Annotated in this window: 23 protein-coding genes; 10 read left to right on the top strand and 13 right to left on the bottom strand. The window is 61.0% G+C overall.

Annotated features, from left to right (window positions below):
- Nucleotides 1–28: 28 nt before the first annotated feature.
- From JL39_RS26245 to JL39_RS26235, 3 genes are all read right to left on the bottom strand, one after another.
- Nucleotides 29–346: a type II toxin-antitoxin system MqsA family antitoxin gene (locus JL39_RS26245; RefSeq protein ID WP_244446968.1), complete on the bottom strand. Its 318-nt coding sequence runs from the start codon at nt 344–346 to the stop codon at nt 29–31.
- A gap of 1 nt (nt 347) precedes the next feature.
- On the bottom strand, nt 348–587 hold the full coding sequence (locus JL39_RS26240; RefSeq protein ID WP_227702208.1) for a type II toxin-antitoxin system RelE/ParE family toxin: 240 nt from the start codon (nt 585–587) through the stop codon (nt 348–350).
- A 143-nt stretch (nt 588–730) separates the two neighbouring features.
- Nucleotides 731–1,147, bottom strand: coding sequence for a helix-turn-helix domain-containing protein (locus JL39_RS26235; protein ID WP_037157722.1), 417 nt, complete (start codon nt 1,145–1,147; stop codon nt 731–733).
- Nucleotides 1,148–1,289: 142 nt separating this feature from the next.
- Here JL39_RS26235 and JL39_RS32035 point away from each other — a divergent pair, with 142 nt between their 5' ends.
- The gene (locus tag JL39_RS32035; RefSeq protein ID WP_161784807.1) at nt 1,290–1,448 is read left to right on the top strand and encodes a hypothetical protein; all 159 of its coding nucleotides are present in this window, start codon (nt 1,290–1,292) and stop codon (nt 1,446–1,448) included.
- A gap of 57 nt (nt 1,449–1,505) precedes the next feature.
- Here JL39_RS32035 and JL39_RS30660 read toward each other — a convergent pair whose 3' ends face one another.
- On the bottom strand, nt 1,506–2,060 hold the full coding sequence (locus JL39_RS30660) for a hypothetical protein (RefSeq protein WP_052183128.1): 555 nt from the start codon (nt 2,058–2,060) through the stop codon (nt 1,506–1,508).
- A 158-nt stretch (nt 2,061–2,218) separates the two neighbouring features.
- Here JL39_RS30660 and dmeR point away from each other — a divergent pair, with 158 nt between their 5' ends.
- Together dmeR and dmeF are read left to right on the top strand one after the other, a co-directional pair.
- Entirely contained in the window at nt 2,219–2,491 is a 273-nt protein-coding gene (gene dmeR / locus JL39_RS26225; protein WP_037157719.1) for a Ni(II)/Co(II)-sensing transcriptional repressor DmeR, read from the top strand.
- 21 nt (nt 2,492–2,512) lie between these two features.
- Nucleotides 2,513–3,499, top strand: a complete 987-nt coding sequence (gene dmeF / locus JL39_RS26220; RefSeq protein WP_037157715.1) for a CDF family Co(II)/Ni(II) efflux transporter DmeF — start codon at nt 2,513–2,515, stop codon at nt 3,497–3,499.
- A gap of 30 nt (nt 3,500–3,529) precedes the next feature.
- On the opposite strand, the gene JL39_RS26215 is transcribed toward dmeF, so the two are convergent.
- The 5 genes from JL39_RS26215 to JL39_RS26195 form a co-directional block, all read right to left on the bottom strand.
- Entirely contained in the window at nt 3,530–3,799 is a 270-nt protein-coding gene (locus tag JL39_RS26215; RefSeq protein WP_052183127.1) for a hypothetical protein, read from the bottom strand.
- Between the two features lie 150 nt (nt 3,800–3,949).
- Nucleotides 3,950–4,474, bottom strand: coding sequence for a hypothetical protein (locus JL39_RS26210; protein ID WP_152601281.1), 525 nt, complete (start codon nt 4,472–4,474; stop codon nt 3,950–3,952).
- 13 nt (nt 4,475–4,487) lie between these two features.
- Nucleotides 4,488–5,003, bottom strand: a complete 516-nt coding sequence (locus JL39_RS26205; protein ID WP_037157709.1) for a DUF1697 domain-containing protein — start codon at nt 5,001–5,003, stop codon at nt 4,488–4,490.
- Nucleotides 5,004–5,030: 27 nt separating this feature from the next.
- On the bottom strand, nt 5,031–7,139 hold the full coding sequence (locus tag JL39_RS26200) for a S9 family peptidase (RefSeq protein WP_200884010.1): 2,109 nt from the start codon (nt 7,137–7,139) through the stop codon (nt 5,031–5,033).
- A gap of 86 nt (nt 7,140–7,225) precedes the next feature.
- Nucleotides 7,226–7,447, bottom strand: coding sequence for a type II toxin-antitoxin system HicB family antitoxin (locus JL39_RS26195; RefSeq protein WP_037157706.1), 222 nt, complete (start codon nt 7,445–7,447; stop codon nt 7,226–7,228).
- Between the two features lie 181 nt (nt 7,448–7,628).
- On the opposite strand from JL39_RS26195, the gene JL39_RS26190 reads away from it, so the two are divergent.
- Nucleotides 7,629–8,015, top strand: a complete 387-nt coding sequence (locus JL39_RS26190) for a DUF930 domain-containing protein (RefSeq protein WP_037157703.1) — start codon at nt 7,629–7,631, stop codon at nt 8,013–8,015.
- Between the two features lie 23 nt (nt 8,016–8,038).
- Here the strand turns inward: JL39_RS26190 and JL39_RS26185 are convergent, their stop codons facing one another.
- Both JL39_RS26185 and JL39_RS26180 read right to left on the bottom strand, forming a co-directional pair.
- The gene (locus JL39_RS26185) at nt 8,039–9,199 is read right to left on the bottom strand and encodes an AI-2E family transporter (protein ID WP_081952997.1); all 1,161 of its coding nucleotides are present in this window, start codon (nt 9,197–9,199) and stop codon (nt 8,039–8,041) included.
- A 100-nt stretch (nt 9,200–9,299) separates the two neighbouring features.
- The gene (locus JL39_RS26180) at nt 9,300–10,163 is read right to left on the bottom strand and encodes a VOC family protein (protein ID WP_037159698.1); all 864 of its coding nucleotides are present in this window, start codon (nt 10,161–10,163) and stop codon (nt 9,300–9,302) included.
- A 209-nt stretch (nt 10,164–10,372) separates the two neighbouring features.
- On the opposite strand from JL39_RS26180, the gene JL39_RS26175 reads away from it, so the two are divergent.
- The 3 genes from JL39_RS26175 to JL39_RS26165 all read left to right on the top strand — a co-directional run bounded on the left by JL39_RS26175 (nt 10,373) and on the right by JL39_RS26165 (nt 11,876).
- Nucleotides 10,373–10,783 carry a universal stress protein gene (locus JL39_RS26175; protein ID WP_037157700.1) on the top strand — a complete coding sequence of 137 codons (411 nt, stop codon included), beginning with the start codon at nt 10,373–10,375 and terminating at the stop codon, nt 10,781–10,783.
- A 14-nt stretch (nt 10,784–10,797) separates the two neighbouring features.
- Entirely contained in the window at nt 10,798–11,118 is a 321-nt protein-coding gene (locus tag JL39_RS26170) for a TraR/DksA C4-type zinc finger protein (protein ID WP_037157699.1), read from the top strand.
- Nucleotides 11,119–11,213: 95 nt separating this feature from the next.
- Nucleotides 11,214–11,876: a hemolysin III family protein gene (locus tag JL39_RS26165; protein WP_037157696.1), complete on the top strand. Its 663-nt coding sequence runs from the start codon at nt 11,214–11,216 to the stop codon at nt 11,874–11,876.
- 20 nt (nt 11,877–11,896) lie between these two features.
- On the opposite strand, the gene JL39_RS26160 is transcribed toward JL39_RS26165, so the two are convergent.
- Nucleotides 11,897–12,373: a hypothetical protein gene (locus tag JL39_RS26160; protein WP_037157692.1), complete on the bottom strand. Its 477-nt coding sequence runs from the start codon at nt 12,371–12,373 to the stop codon at nt 11,897–11,899.
- 117 nt (nt 12,374–12,490) lie between these two features.
- Here JL39_RS26160 and JL39_RS26155 point away from each other — a divergent pair, with 117 nt between their 5' ends.
- Nucleotides 12,491–13,000, top strand: coding sequence for a GNAT family N-acetyltransferase (locus JL39_RS26155; protein WP_052183126.1), 510 nt, complete (start codon nt 12,491–12,493; stop codon nt 12,998–13,000).
- A gap of 210 nt (nt 13,001–13,210) precedes the next feature.
- Entirely contained in the window at nt 13,211–14,167 is a 957-nt protein-coding gene (gene bla, locus JL39_RS26150; protein WP_037157686.1) for a subclass B3 metallo-beta-lactamase, read from the top strand.
- 46 nt (nt 14,168–14,213) lie between these two features.
- Here the strand turns inward: bla and JL39_RS26145 are convergent, their stop codons facing one another.
- On the bottom strand, nt 14,214–14,753 hold the full coding sequence (locus JL39_RS26145) for a MarR family transcriptional regulator (RefSeq protein WP_037157683.1): 540 nt from the start codon (nt 14,751–14,753) through the stop codon (nt 14,214–14,216).
- Between the two features lie 93 nt (nt 14,754–14,846).
- Between JL39_RS26145 and JL39_RS26140 the strand changes: the two genes are divergently transcribed.
- On the top strand, nt 14,847–15,797 hold the full coding sequence (locus tag JL39_RS26140) for a DMT family transporter (protein WP_037157680.1): 951 nt from the start codon (nt 14,847–14,849) through the stop codon (nt 15,795–15,797).

The following is a 15,797-nucleotide window of genomic DNA, read 5'->3' as shown; positions in this document are numbered from 1 at the left end:
TCACATGACAGGTGTACGACGCCAGGCGTCACGCTGCTAAAAGTGCCCGCAATACCGCTTCGGGCTCCTTTTCCATGACGCGCAGGAGGTTGGCGGCCGGCCCGCTCATCCGGCGATGCCCTTGCTCCCACTTGCGGTAACCATGGACGCTCATGCCGAGCACCCGCGCCATTTGGTCCTGGGTAAGTTCAAGCCGTTGGCGAACAAGCTTGGGGTCAGGCATATCCACGTCGATGTGATGGACGATTGTGCCGCTCGCAGTCTCGCCTTTGGCATGAGCGAGCGCTTCGGACATGGCTTGAATCAGCTCAGCACCAAAACTCGGCTTTTTCGACATCTTGGACATCTTACTTCATCCTCGCCCTGTGGTGATCCTTGATGGCCTTGGCCAGCGATGAAACAGCCTTGGCTTCGCCCGGTGTCAGATCAGTCTTCCTGTTCTTGGCATAGACAAGCAAGGCATAGAGCGGCGCATTCTCACTGTACCAGTAGTAGATGACGCGAGCGCCACCACGCTTGCCTTTGCCCTTCGCGGGCACACGGACCTTGCGCACACCGCCCGTACCGGGAATCTCGTCGCCGGCCAACGGGTTTGCCGCCAGAAAGGAAATAACCTCTTCCTTCTCCTCGGCGGAGAAAACAGCTGCCGCTTTGATTCGTGAAAGTGGGTAGTTCCGCGACAGTTTGTAGCGCTTTCATGTGTAAAGACTAGCCCATTGGGTTAGAAATATCAATGCTCGCTCTCGCACAGCCCGTGATCGGAGAGTGACCGGATCACGTAGCAGTCCTCGATCGAATGGCCGCCGTCGCACTGGGAGACGATGCGTTCGAGTTCATGTTCCAGCTTCTTCAGCCTCTCGATCTTTTGGCGTACGGCGGCGAGATGGTCGGCGGCGATCCGGTCGGCATTGGCGCATGGCTCGCTGGGATGCTGGCTGAGCGCGATCAACTCGCGGATCGCCGGGATGTCGAGGCCGAGGTCGCGTGCGTGGCGGATGAAGGCCAGCCGCTCGAGATCGCTTCTTTCGTAGCGCCTCTGGTTGCCTTCGGAGCGCTCGGCTGCCGCGATGAGGCCCATCTGCTCGTAATAGCGGATGGTCGGCACCTTGACACCGGTGCGTTTCGAAAGATCGCCGATCGACAGCATATCGCAAAATTCCTCTTGAAGCTCTAGTCACTATAGCAATTATCTAGGTCGCCATCTGCAGGGAGACAAGCGGAGAGGTGACATGAAGAGCGCGTGCTTTAGCCACGATCATGAAAGGTTCGGAGGGTTTTCGAGGGATTGCATGCGGCCGTTCTGGGCGCTGATTGCCCTGGCGGCCGGTTTCTGGCTGCTTCTCGCAATGGAGATGCTGCGGCGGTCGCGGGCGGAATGGGAATGGTATGCGGAAGGCTGCGCATCCCGCGTGATCGATGGTGATGTCGACGGCGACAGTACAGCATAAAACGGCAGCGGCCATGATTGAAAAGGCCGCGGCCGCAGAAGGCCTGTTTTGCCGGGGCTACATGGAGAGCAGCGGGTCGTCCTTGGCGTCCTGCTCCGCCTTGCCGGGGGAGGCCTGAATGCCCGCCGCCTGAGCGCCTGCCGCACCGCCGCCCATGTCCATCGCGATTTCCTGCTTCTGGCCATTGATGCCCATGGCTTCGAGGATCGCCTCACGGATTTCCGCCTCGACCGCTTCACGATCTTCCGGCGACATAGCCTTCACATCCTCTTCGGTGAGGCCATGCTCTTCGAGATATTGTTCACGGATGCGTTCGGCATAGGTTTTCTTGGAGAGTTCCAGGAATTCGTCTTCATAGGTCGTGGAGGGCGGTTCGCCGAGCCAGGTGTCGTCGGCATTCTGCTCCAGTTCGACGCCTTCGCTTTCCATTGTCCACAGCGCGTCGGCGAGCTTGGCCCCGAAGACCGTGTCGCTGCCGGTCATGCCGCCGGGAGATGACTGCCGAGGGCCTGCGATGTTACCGCCGTTGTCCGTATTCTTGCTGTCGTCGCTCTTGCCGAAATTGATGCGGAGGGATGCGTAATATGAATTGGTGCTGCCAATCGTCGTCATCTCGACTTTCCTCGTTGTAAGGCTCAGATCGACTTAGGGTTCCAATCCTGTCCGGGGCTTGCATCCAGCCTGCGCTCGCGTTTGGGATGGCTCCCGGATTGCGCTCAAGCTCAGGGATGATATAGGATAGCCCCCTATATTAACTTCGGGAGCAGTCCGTGGCCCATACCATTCGGGAAAAGTCAAAGCTTCTGGCGCGGGTGCGCCGGTTGAAGGGGCAGATGGAGGCGGTCGAGCGGGCGCTGGAAAAGGAGGCGCCCTGCGGTGAGGTGCTGCAGCTTCTCGCCTCGATCCGCGGCGCGCTTGCTGGGCTTACCGGCGAGGTGATGGAGGGGCATCTGCACGAGCATGTGCTGCATGCTGAAAACGATAGGCAACGCGCTCAGGCGGCGGAGGAACTCGCCGAGGCGCTCAGAACTTACATCCGCTGAGTGGACGCAAAGGAGAAACCGATGGCGCATTCCATCGAGGAGCTGAAGCACGACCACGTGTTTTTAGGCGCCGACCATGAACGAAACGAACGCAAGGTCTGGCTGGTGATCGGGCTCACCGCGACGATGATGGTGGCGGAGATCGTTGCCGGCTCCATCTTCGGCTCGATGGCGCTGACCGCCGACGGCTGGCACATGTCGACCCATGCGGGCGCGATGCTGATTTCCGCCCTGGCCTATCTCTATGCGCGCCGCCAGGCCCGCAATCCGCGTTATACGTTCGGCACCGGCAAGCTCGGCGATCTCGCCGGTTTCGCGAGCGCCATCGTGCTTGCCCTGATCGCGATCCTGATCGCCTGGGAGAGTTTTCTGCGGCTTGCTCATCCGGTTGCAATCGATTTCGATCAGGCGATCGCGGTCGCCGTAATCGGGCTTGCGGTCAACCTCCTGAGCGCCTGGCTGCTCAGGGGCGGTCATCACGATCATCATGGCGGCCATCATGGTCATCACGGCGCCCATGCGCATGATGGTGGTCATCATCACGGCCACCATGGTGGACACGATCATGGCCGTGGTGCCGAAGACCACAACCTGCGGGCCGCCTACCTGCATGTTCTGGCCGATGCTTTGACGTCGGTGCTGGCGATCTTTGCTCTGTTCCTCGGCCGCGGCTATGGCTGGATCTGGCTTGATCCGGTCATGGGCGTGGTGGGCGGCCTGGTGATCGCCCGCTGGTCCTGGGGGCTGATCCGCGCCACTGCGACGGTGTTGCTCGATGCCCAACCGGACGATGAGGATCTGGCCGACGAAATCCGGCAGCAGGTGGAGACGGAGGAGGACAGGATTTCGGACCTGCATGTCTGGCAGGTCGGGCCGGGTCATCGCGCGGCTATCGTGGCGCTCGTCACGTCAAAACCCCGCGCGCCATCCTTCTACAAGGAAAAACTCCGGAGCATCCGGGATCTGTCGCATGTCACGGTGGAGGTGACGCCGGCGGAAGCGGCGTGAACCTGCAATCAGGGATTTGGTGCCTCAGGTTCAGGCGAATTCCTGGTAAACGCCTTCGACCCAGTCATGAGGAACGGTCGGCATCGGCGCTTCCGCTTCGGTGGAGGCTGTGTCGCCGCTCTCGATTACCCACAGGGCATTGGCAAGCGAGGACGACAGCAGCGTGCTGCTGCCCGTCAAAGCATTGGGAGAACGCTGAACTGACACCGTTTCGCGCTGAGGCGCTTCCTCGGTCTTGCGGTCCATGTCGAGGGTCCGGTTCGGATAATAATAGCCGTTGAGGCCGCTATCGATCTTCATGGCAGAACGCCCGTGTTCAGAATGGTTAACGAATGGTTAACGGCTGAACCTTGTGCGAGGCTTGCGTCCGCAATGTCGATTTGAGGGTAGGGGCTTGACAAGGAAATGCAACCGCGCCGTGCTTCGCAGCGTTTCCTATCCGTTCAGGCTTCAGAGAAACCTGTCGATGATCTCTGTTCGAAGACGCTGATTGTTCCGATACCATTTGTCTTCCGTGAAGAAGACGGGCTCGGCTGGCTCCCAGCCACTCATGGTGAAATCGCTCTGGCGGGCGAAGAAGTCCACGAACTCCTGTGGGTTGTCCCAGGCAGCGATCGCCGGCCCCGGGAAATGCCCGTCCTGGATGTCGCAGAGGATTATGCCTGCTTGCGTGCGGATGAGACCGTGCCCGCAGAAATCGCGATGGAATTCATGGATGAGGCCTCCGCCGATTTCGGCCCGCTGCAGCTTGTCCCAGAGCCGCCGTGCCCGTTCGGCTCCGAGCGCCTTATGGGAGAGCATGTCCCGCACTTCATCCCGCCTGCGGTCCATCTCCTCTTCGGTCGCATTGATGAGCGGGTAGGGCGGCCAGGCCGGGGGCTTGTTTTTCCGCTGTTTCCATAGGGACCAGGAGATCGTCCCGACGACATAGAAGATGATGGCGTAACAGACGATCGGAATGATGATGCCCGCCATTTGCGCCATCCGCCTATTCCATCGCGCGGGCCAGGCCCGCGAGCGTCCGCACCGTGTTGAGATTGCGCGAGGTGCCGGGCTTCAGGGCCGGCAGTTTCAGCTTCGAGCGGCCGGAACCGTTCGGGTAGTGCACGTAGATCTCGCGTCCAGCAACGGCCGCTTCCTCGCCGTCCGGCGCCACCATTTTAGCGAGCGCATCAGCCGGGGCGGTCTCGGTCAGGAAATACACGAGCAGCAAATTTGGCTTGGCCTCTGGGAAGGGGGCGTTCTCGGCGACCGCTTCGAGTTCCGCGGTCGTGCGCACCATGACGCCCGGTCTCTTGCCGAATTTTTTGCCCAGCGCCGCGTCGAGCTTCTCGGCCACCGCCGCTTCCGTTTCACCGGAGCGGAACAGCACGTTGCCGCTCTGGATATAGGTCTTCACGTCGGTGAACCCGAGCTCTTCGCAGATGCCTTTAAGCTCGGTCATAGGCAACGCACCGGTACCGCCGACATTCACCGCCCGCAGGAGGGCTACATAGACCGTCATCTTCCCCTTCCCAATCTCGACTGCAGCCTACATCTTCCCCGCCACCTTGATCGCAAATGCATATTCGAAGGCGATCTCCTCCAGCCGCTGGAAGCGGCCTGACTTGCCGCCGTGGCCGGCCGCCATGTTGGTCTTCAAAAGATAGGGGCCTGCTCCCGGTGCCTTCTCCCGCAGCCGTGCCACCCATTTGGTCGGCTCCCAGTAGGTGACGCGCGGGTCGGTGAGGCCGGAAAGCGCCAGGATCGGTGGATAGGGTCTGGCCGCGATATTGTCGTAGGGCGAATAGGCGGCGATCCACTGATACTCGTCAGGCGAGTCGATCGGGTTGCCCCATTCGGGCCATTCGGGCGGCGTGAGCGGCAGTGTATCGTCCAGCATGGTGTTCAAGACGTCGACGAAGGGCACGGCGGCGATGATGCCGGCGAACTTTTCCGGTGCCATGTTGGCGATGCCGCCCATCAGCATGCCGCCTGCCGAACCACCCTCTGCGATAATGTTCGCGTAAGATGTGAACTTCTGCTGATTCAGATAGTCAGCCGCGGCGATGAAGTCTTTGAATGTGTTCTGTTTATGCTCCATCTTGCCGGTTTCGTACCACGCAAAACCCTTGTCCTTGCCGCCGCGGATATGGGCGATGGCATAGACGAAGCCGCGGTCGGCCAAAGACAGGATATTGGTATTGAAGCCGGCGGGTATGGTAATCCCGTAGGCGCCGTAACCATAGAGCAGGCAGGGTGCGGATCCGTCGAGCGGCGTATCCTTGCGATAGAGCAAGGAGACCGGAACCAGTTCGCCGTCATGGGCCGGTGCCATCACCCGGCGGGTGACGTAGTCGTCCGGGTTGTGACCTGACGGCACTTCCTGCGTCTTCAAAAGCACCCGCTCGCGGGTCACCATGTCGTAGTCGAAGAGCTGCGAGGGCGTCGTCATCGAGGAATAGGAGAAACGGATGACATCGGCGTCGTATTCCGCTGCCCCCTGCAGGCCGAGCGAATAGGCCTCTTCGGCAAACGCGATCGCATGTTCCTCGCCTGTCTTCCGGTCGCGAATGATGATCTGCGGCAGGCCGTCCTTGCGCTGCAGCCAGACGAGATGGCGGGCAAACGCCATGTGACTGATGATCAGCCGGCCCGGCTCGTGCGGCACGACCTCCGTCCAGTTTTGCTTGCCCGGCGCATTAACCGGAGCCTGCATGATCTTGAAATCCTTGGCGCCGCCGTCATTGGTGAGGATATAGAAGACGTCGCCGCCCTCTGTCATCGAATATTCGATGCCTTCCTCGCGTTCGGCGACCAGCCTCGGTTCGGCGGTCAGGTCACTGGTCGAAAGAATGCGGTATTCGGACGTCTCGTGGTCGTGGATGTCGATATAGATGAAGTCGTCCAGCAACGAGCCGCCAACGCCCATGAAGAAACCGGGATCCTTTTCCTCGTAGACCAGCCTGTCTTCCGACTGCGGCTGGCCGACGATGTGGTGGAAGACCTTGGACGGTCGGTGGTTCTCGTCCTGCAGCGTATAGAAGAAGCTCTTGCCGTCCGGCGCCCAGACCCCGCCGCCGGCGGTGTTTTCCAGCACGTCGGAAAGGTCTTCGCCGGTTGCAAGGTCGCGGATGCGCAGCGTGAAATATTCCGAGCCCTTGTCGTCATAACCCCAGATGCCTTTGGCGTGGTCGGTCGTATGATCGATGCCTGAGAGGCGGAAATAGTCCTTGCCCTTCGCCTCCTCGTCGCCGTTGAGCAGGACGTGCTTTTCGCCGCCGTCGCGCGGCGTGCGGAAATAATGCGGCTGTTCGCCGCCGGTGACGAAGAGCGTGCCGTAAGCGAAAGTCCCGTCCTTCATCGGCACCGAGCTGTCGTCCTCCTTGATGCGGCCGCGCATTTCGGCAAACAGCACTTTCTGGAGCTCCGCCGTGTCGCCCATCGCCGCGTCCATATAGGCGTTCTCGGCTTCGAGGTAAGCGCGGATTTCAGGATCGAGGATCGACGGATCCTTGAACATCGCCTGCCAGTTGTCGGCGCGCAGCCAGGCGTAGTCGTCGGTGCGGGTGATCCCGTGGCGTGTGTCTGAGACCGGCTTCTTCGCGGCCAGCGGAGGGCTGGGAAGAGGGCCGAACGGCGATTTGCGGGAGATGTCCAAGGAAGCACTCCGGATTTCATGAAAGGAGTGCCAGAGATAGGGGGCGACGGAGCGCGAAGCAAGCGGGGAAGGCGGGTATGGGACGTTTAGCCGATTGCCGCCCGCTTTGAAGGCGGAGGAATATCCCACCCCATGTCGTGCGCCGCCTCGATCCAGCTTTCGATTGCGTCCTGAACGTTGGAAATGGCTTCCTGCGGCGTTTCGCCGTCACTCATGCAGCCTGGCAGGTCCGGCACGGTCGCAAGGAAACCACCGCCATCTTCAGGCGATAGGGGAGATACAAGAACTGCATATCGCAACGGACTCATGAGGTTCTCACCGCGTCGATCCGCCTGGGGATTGGCGCGCATTCGCTCTAAACGCTTGCTCACCTCGACCCCATTGACCTCATCCGATCACATCATCCTATTTCCCGTTCTGGTCGGTGGTCAACGATCCGATCGTCTCTTAGTTTCCGCGCCGTCCGAGTCACATTGGATGGGAAATGACATGACAAGACGTTGGTCGCTGGTAGCACTCGCCTTTCTTTATGCCCTGCCAGCTTATGCCCTTGATGCACGCATCGAAAGACAGCTCAATGCACTTGCTCCGGACGAACGCCGGGAGCAGCGTTGCGATATGGAGGCGATGGAGCGTATTCGGAAGGAGGGTGAATTCAAACCCGACAAGGTGATCGCCTACACGTTTTCAGAAGCGATCGAGGACGGCAATTCCGTCCGCGCCCCCGGTGCGGTCTTTCGCAGCCGGGGTGACTGGTACCGCCTGAAATATCAATGCGAGACGGGCGACAAGGGCCTGAAGGTCATGTCCTTCGACTTCAAGATCGGTTCGAAAGTCCCCAGGGAGCAGTGGGAGCAATATTACCTCTACGACTGAGGTTCATCTGTTGATCCTCGCCATCATCCCGGCAGGTTCGGCGTTGTCTTCCGTTCGGGAAACAGCTCGGCAAGCACCGTCATCATGATGAGGGAAAGCGGCAGCGCAAGCATGGCGCCGACCGCTCCCCACATCCATGTCCAGAACAGGATCGCGAGGAAGACGATGAAGGGGTTGATCTCCCATTGCCGGCCCATGATCGCCGGAAAGATCAGGTTCTCCATCACGAGATGCACGGAGAAGAAGATGACCGCCGGAATGAGCCCGATGAAGAGAGCTTCATGCGTGAGGATGCCGGCGATCGCCACCGAAATCGTCATCAGCGTGATGCCGAGAAAGGGGACGAAGCTTGAGAGAAAGGCGAACAGGCCCCAGAGCACCGGCATGGCGAGTCCGCTGAAATAGGCGATCAGCGTCATGATGATCCCGAGCCCGAAATAGAGGATGCTCGCCGTCGCGAAATAATAACCGAGCACCTGATCGATCGCATTGAGCACGCGGATCGCGATCAGCCGCTGCCGTCTGGTCGGGAACGCGAGGATGACGGTACGCCGGAGCCTGACGCGGCCATAGAGGAAAAGCAGCAGCGCGGCGAAGAAGATCAGCCCCTGGATGATCGCGGGCGTCAGGCTGCTGGTCACCACGCCCAGAATATTGCTGGAATTCTCGAGCAGCGACTGCATCGACATCGGCCCCGTCTCGAAGGTCGCCGGCGAGATGTTCAGCCAGCGTTGTCTCTCCAGGAAGGGCATGATGCGGTCGGCGGTCCGCTCGATGAAGCTTGGCCCCTCGCGCACCAGCGTCGAAACCGGCTCCGCCAGGAAGTTGATGATCAGGAAGAGCACTGCGAAGACCAGCGTGGAGAGAATGAGCGCGATGCCGAAGCGCGGCACGCCCGCCTGTCCGAGCCGGTCGGCGGCAAGCCCGAGAATCAACCCCACGACGATGGCGAGCGTCACCGGGATCAGGATCAGCGCCATATAGTGAAGGATGGCGAAGAAGGCGATCGCGAAAATGCCGATCACCGCCCAGGCCATCACCACTTCCAGCGCCTCGCGGCCGAGCGGATAGTGATGTTCGGTGATGTCGATATCCTCACCGCCGGAGTCCCCGCCCGCCAGTCCTCCCACGTCGACCGGATGTCTTTTCGGCTTGCTTGCGCCGCGCGCGCTGGTGATGGCCATTTCTCGATAGGTCCCCGTGATGTCCTTCAACGCGAAAGCGGCGCTCCGGTTCCGGAACGCCGCTTTCGCTGGGAGGAGGGCTGGGAATAGGCCGCGAGGATCAGGCTGCAAGCGTCAAGCCGATACCCCAGGGGTCCCTGAGCGAGAAGCCTTCAGCGGTCTTCGTCGTGGCGATCTCCTGGGCGTCAAGCGCAGCCAGCGCGCTCTCGAGTGCCGCCTTGTCATTGAAGCGTACGGTATAGTCCGAAAGGCCGGTCATGTTGCCTTCCCGCGCTTTGGCCCCGCGGCTGTTCCAGATATTGGCCGCGATATGATGATGGTAGTCACCGGTGGCGAAGAAGCTCGCGCCCGGATACCGCGCCATGATCTTCAGACCCAGCACGTCGCGATAGAAGGCGTCGGCCTCGGGGATGTCGCCGACCTGGAGGTGGATATGGCCGATCGCCGTTCCGTCCGCCATGCCGTTCCAGCTTTGCTTGGGCGCACCGTTATAAAGTTCCTGGAGGTTCAGCCTCTCGGTCGCCATCGCGACGGTGCCGTCCGGATGGTAGGTCCATTCTTCGGGTTTACGGTCGCGATAGACCTCGATGCCGTTGCCCTCCGGATCGGAGAGGTAGATCGCCTCGCTGACCAGATGGTCGGAGGCGCCGTCGAGCTGTACGTTGTTATGGGCCGCATGCGCAAGCCAGTGGGCGAGCTCCTGCCGGTCCGGCACCAGGAAGGCGGTGTGGAACAGGCCGGCGGCATTGCGCGGTGCGCGGGAAACGCTGGTGCCGGTCGTGAGCGTCAGAAGCGGCTGGCCGCCGACGCCGAGCACCTCGCCGCTTGGGGTCTTTTCGATGACCTGGAGGCCGATGATCTTCCGGTAGAAATCGGAGACGACGGCCAGGTCGCTGACGATGAGATGCGCGGCGCGGACATGGGCGGGCCGCGTCAGTGCGAAGGGTTGGACGACATCGGGCACGTTGGAGATCCTCGTTTGGTAAGGCCAGCTGGCTCCTTCTCCAAACCCATATGGTTCATTCCGGTCGTTCACGAAAGAATACAAAATGGCGATTGATCGTCTCCAGAATGGAAACGGCAATCCGGCGTCGTTGATTCTGATCAATGCGGCGGGAAGCCGGAAGAAAGGATGATGGCAGCAAAAAAGACAGGAAGGATAAGAGTGCCACGATGTATAGGAAGATTGTCGTTGCGGTGGACATAGCGCAACTGGAAAAGGGAGAGCGGATATTGCGCAAGGCATCGACGTTGCTCGATGAAGGCGGTACGCTTCTGCTCCTGAATGTGGTCGAGAATCTCCCCGGCTACCTCGTCTCGGATCTCACCGTCGACATGATGGTCAAGGCGCGGCAGGGGGCCGAAGAGACCCTGATCGATCTGAGGGGGAGGATGGGAATTGCTGCCGAGATCGAGATCCGCGAAGGCTCGCCGGCGCGGGAGATTCTGGCGGCTTCGGAGGAGCGGGGCGCAGACCTGATCATCGTCGCCTCGCACATACCGGATTTGTCGAACTACTTCATCGGCGCCACGGCGGATCGCGTCGTGCGCCACGCAAAATGCTCGGTGCTGATCGACCGGTAAGGAGGAACAAGGCCATGGATACCGCCAAATACGAAACCATCCTGCGGACGAGGAAAGCCGAGCTGGAGAATCGCCTGAGCCGCATCGAGCAGGATTTCACGTCACCGCGCAATCCCGACGATGACGACCGCGCCATCGAACGCAGCAATGATGAGGTGCTCGACGAACTCGGCGAGGTCGGCGAGAAGGAACTCGTCGCGATCGAGGCGGCTCTCGCGCGGATCGCGGGCGGCACGTTCGGCACCTGTGCACGATGCGGCCAGCCGATCTCGGAAAAGCGGCTCGATGCCGTGCCGCATGCGCCGCTCTGCCAGACCTGCGCCGGAGAAGCTTAAGCCGGAAGGGTTAATGCCTAAAACCTAAAGTGAATCGCTCATCTCTTGCCTTCCGCCGCCGCCATGTCCATTCTGTGGGGAGACGGAAGGTAGGGATGAACGAGTTTTTCAATTTCGGGCGGCGTTACGATTTTCACGAGATCGTCGCGGATGGGATCATCAACGGCATCGGCATCGTCTTTGCGCTGATCGGCGCGACGGCGCTGATCTTTTACGCAACCGTCTGGTCGAGCTACGGCGCGATCGCCGCTGCATGGATTTACGGGCTGGGTCTGGTGCTCTGTCTGTCGATCTCGTTTACCTACAATATCTGGCCGCATTCCCGCACGAAATGGTTTCTGAGAAGGCTCGATCATTCGGCGATCTTCATCCTGATTGCGGCGACCTACACGCCGTTTTTGCAGCGCGGCGCTGAGGATCCGTGGATCCTCGCCATGCTGCTGGCGATCTGGGCGACGGCGGTGGTCGGCATCACGCTGAAATGCCTGTTTCCGGGCCGTTACGACAAGCTGGCGATTCTGCTCTATCTCGGCATGGGCTGGAGCGGCGCGATGGTGATGGGACAGGTTTCGGAATACCTGCCGGCCGTCACGGTCTGGCTGATCGTCATCGGCGGGCTCATCTATTCGCTCGGCGTCATCTTCCACGTATGGGAAAGGCTGCGCTTCCAGAACGCCATCTGGCATGGCTTCGTGGTGGCCGCCGCCGCCGTGCATTACGGCGCGGTGATAACCTGTTTCAGCCTGTCCGGTCTCTGACGATCGCCCTTACATCGCCCTTACTGCGGGCAGCCGGCAGGCTTGAGACTCGCGACCATCCGCTTGATGATCATGTCGTAGGTCTTAAGATCCTGCTTTCGGTATTCGAGTTGCAGGAAGGTCGCCGCGTCTTCGCATAGCCATATGCCGCGGACATAGAGGATGCGATCTCCCCTGGTGCCGGAATAGCTCGCCCATTCCGGCTTGACCCGGGAATAGGAAATCTTCCAGCCGTCTTTCTTTGCCTGTGTGATGCGGTTGGCTGCTTCCTCATCGAAGAAAACGTCGACGAGGAAGGTACCGAAGACGAGGATGCGATCGCCGTTCTTCGCCAGGAACGTGCCGCCGTCGCCGTTATCGGGGGCTCTTTGCATGGTAAAGCCCGGAGGCAGCTCGATCGTGTAGCCGTAGCGATCGTTGGCATAGGTCTGCCATTCGGCGGCATGCGCGACGAGGACGGCAGCCAGCCAGGCCAGAACTGTCAGCAGAACCCGCATCTTCGCCTCCCATCCCCGAGGGCTTCACGCTATCAGAAGAACGAGAAGCTAACAATTGTGGACAACAGACGATCGTCTGCTAAAGTGGACGAAATTATATCATAATGGAAAATGGCCATGATCAGCACCCTTGTACGCGACGCAACCGAAGCCGATCTTCCGACGATCATGGAGATCTATAACGACGCAGTCGCCAATACCACGGCGATCTGGAACGAGGTGCTGGTCGATCTCGACAACCGCAAGGAATGGTTTGCGGCCCGCAGGGCGCGGGGCTTCCCGGTCCTGGTCGCGGAGGTCGGCGGGAAAGTCGCCGGTTATGCCTCCTATGGCGACTGGCGCGCCTTCGACGGTTATCGCCATACGGTCGAGCATTCGGTCTATGTCCACCGCGATTTTCGCGGCTCAGGCATCGGCCGGCTTCTGATGCAGGAACTGATCGAACGCGCTGCCTCGAACGGCGTGCATGTGATGATCGCCGCGATCGAATCGGAAAACGCTGCCTCCATCCGCCTGCATGAAAAACTCGGCTTCCGCGTCGCCGGCAAGTTCTCCGAAGTTGGCACCAAGTTCGGCCGCTGGCTGGACCTCACCTGCATGGAGCTCAAGGTTCCCGGGGCACGTTGATAACGGAATTCCTTTCTCCCGTTGCTGAATGTGTTCCCGATTGGCGCTGCGGTCAGCCGCCGTTAACGGTTGTTGCGTCCTGCCATATCCCTCCGGTGAAATCGGGAGTAATATCGCCGCACCTGCGGGAGGAGACCTGAGGGCAGATCGCGGGGGAGGCGACACGCGCTCAAGCATTGGCCCTCGACCTTGAAAGAGGAGGAGGCAGGCATGCACGCAATGATACACGTGGCGGGTCCGGTCCTCGTGTCGGCCCTTGTTCTTGGCGCCGCGCTGCCGGCCGCCGCCCAGGCTCTGCCGGAAAACATGCCGACGCAGGAACAACTGGCGAACGACAACAACCTGTTCATGTCGATCGCCAGAAAGGCCCTCAAGTGGGAGGAGCCGGACGAACCGCTCCAGATTATCGGCCCGCTCTATTTCGTCGGCACCAAGGGGCTTGGCGTCTTCCTGTTCACCACGTCCGAAGGGCATATTCTGATGAACACCGGCATGCCGTCGTCGGGACCGATGATCGTCGATTCCATCCGCAAGCTCGGCTTCAGGCCCGAGGACATCAGGATCATGATCAACGGCCACGCGCATATCGATCACGCCGGCGCCCTTGCCTTTTTCAAGGAGCAGTTCGGCGCGCAGCTTGCGGTCATGCGGGAAGATGTTCCGGCCATGGAGAGCGGCGATTCCGGGGACTTCAAATACGGGAACGATTTTGTCTATCCGCCGGTCAAGGTCGACCGCATCCTGCGCGATGGCGACACGATCAGGATGGGCGACGTGCTGCTCACGGCCTATCTGACGCCCGGCCATACCCGCGGGGCGACGACCTGGATCGCCAATCTCGTCCTGGACGGCAAGCCCTATGTCGTGGCGTTCCCGGATGGGGCGGGCTTCAACCCCGGCTATCGGCTGGCGAAGGATCCGTCCTATCCCGGTATCGCCGAGGATTACCGGCGCACCCACCATATGCTCGAAATGCTGAAGCCTGACATCTGGCTGGCGCAGCACAATGAATATTACGATCTCGAAGGCAAACGGCAGCGGGCCCAGACCGAAGGCGTCAATGCCTGGAGAGACCCGGAAGGCTATCGCCGTTTCATCGCCGGCAGGAAGCGCGCCTTCGAGGATCAGGTCGATCTGGAAATGGGTGCTGCGAAGAGTGCCCGCTGACAGGCAGCGCCAGGCCTTGTCCTCTTTCGCGAAGCGTTGCCATCGCTCAGGTCTCCGTCGCTTCACCCGCCGGCATCGCAAGCCTCGCCTCGACGGCGAGGTTCAATTCGCGAAGCAAGGCCGCAAGCTGGCGTTTCTTTTCCGGATCGAATGACGCGATCGCATCCGCTTCGTTCGCCATGTCCCGCCGGAACGCCGCTTCGGCGCGGTAAATGCCTTCCTCCGTAAGCTGCACGGCGAGGCTTCGGCCGTCGTTTTCGGACGGCACGCGCCTGATGAGGCCCGCCTTTTCCAACCGCCCGAGCCGGTGGGTCAGGCTGCCGGAGGCGATCATCAGCGAGCGGCAGAGCTCCGTCGGCGTCAGCCGGTAGGGCGGGCCGGACCGGCGCAGCGTACCGACCACGTCGAACTCGCCGCGGTCGAGCCCATGTGAGGCAAAGGTCGCCTCGATCGTGGGCGTCACCAGCCGCGACAGGCGATAGATGCGCCCCAATATATCCATCGGGCTCGTGTCGAGGTCGGGCAGTTCCCTGGCCCATTGGGCTTTTAACCGATCGACGTGATCCTGCTGTTCCGGCTTGTCCATCGCCTCGATTCCTCGTTTGCGTCTGAAACTATCTTGACATGAAGATAAATCGAGAGCAAATATCTTCACGTGAAGATAAATAGGGAGGCTGTCATGCTATCGCTCGTCGCAAGGAAGGCCGCGGCAGCCCCGCTGATCGGGCAAATGCTCCTCTGTTCCTTTTTATGGGCGGGCGCCTTCATTCTTCTGAAGGTCGCCGGCACCTCGCTTTCGCCGCTGGCCCTGACGGCCGTGCGGGGGCTGATGGGCGGCTTTCTGATTGCCGTTTTCATGGCGGCGACCGGCCACGCGATACTGCCCCGCGGCCGCGAATACCGCGACTGGATCGTCCTCGGCTTCCTGCAGGGCGTGGTGCCGAACACGCTGACGGCCTATGCGCTGACCCAGATTTCCGCCGGCCTGACCTCGACGATCCAGGCCTCGACCCCGCTTGTCGTCGCCGTCCTGGCGCAGGCGCTGTTTGCCAGCGAGCGGCTGACGCCGCGGCGAACGATCGGTCTCCTGATCGGCTTTGGCGGGATGGTGCTGCTGATCGGCCCGGCGGCTCTCGGTTCGGCCGAAGTCAACCTCTCCGGTATCGGCGCCATGATGGCGGTTGCGGTAAGCTATGCGCTCGGCAATCTTTATGTCCGCAGCATTCCGCAGGCGCAGCCGATCCGGCTGGCGTTCGGCCAGCAGGCTTTTTCCGGCCTGCCGACCTTCGCCGCGGTGGCTTGGCTGGGCGGCTTTTCGGCCTTCGCTCGGGCGCTGGACGCCCTGCCGGTCCTGCTTCTGCTCGGCATCTTCGGAACGGCGCTGCCGATCGTGCTTTACATGAACATCCTGAAGAAGGCGGGGCCGACCGTCGGCTCCATGAACGGCTATTTCCTGCCGCCCTGGACGATCGTGCTCGGCTTCGTGATACTCGGCGAGCCGGTCAGCCTGCGCGAGGCGGTCGCCACCCTGATCGTCCTGTCGGGCGTTGCGATCGTCTCCCTGAAGGCGGAAACCCTGCGGGAGGTCTGGGGCCGGCTTGCGCCGATGTCCCGGTTCCGGAACTGCTGA

The sequence above is a fragment of the Rhizobium sp. YS-1r genome, from assembly GCF_000757525.1.
GTDB classification, from domain to species: Bacteria; Pseudomonadota; Alphaproteobacteria; order Rhizobiales; family Rhizobiaceae; genus Neorhizobium; species Neorhizobium petrolearium.
This window is presented reverse-complemented; position numbering and strand designations above follow the sequence as displayed.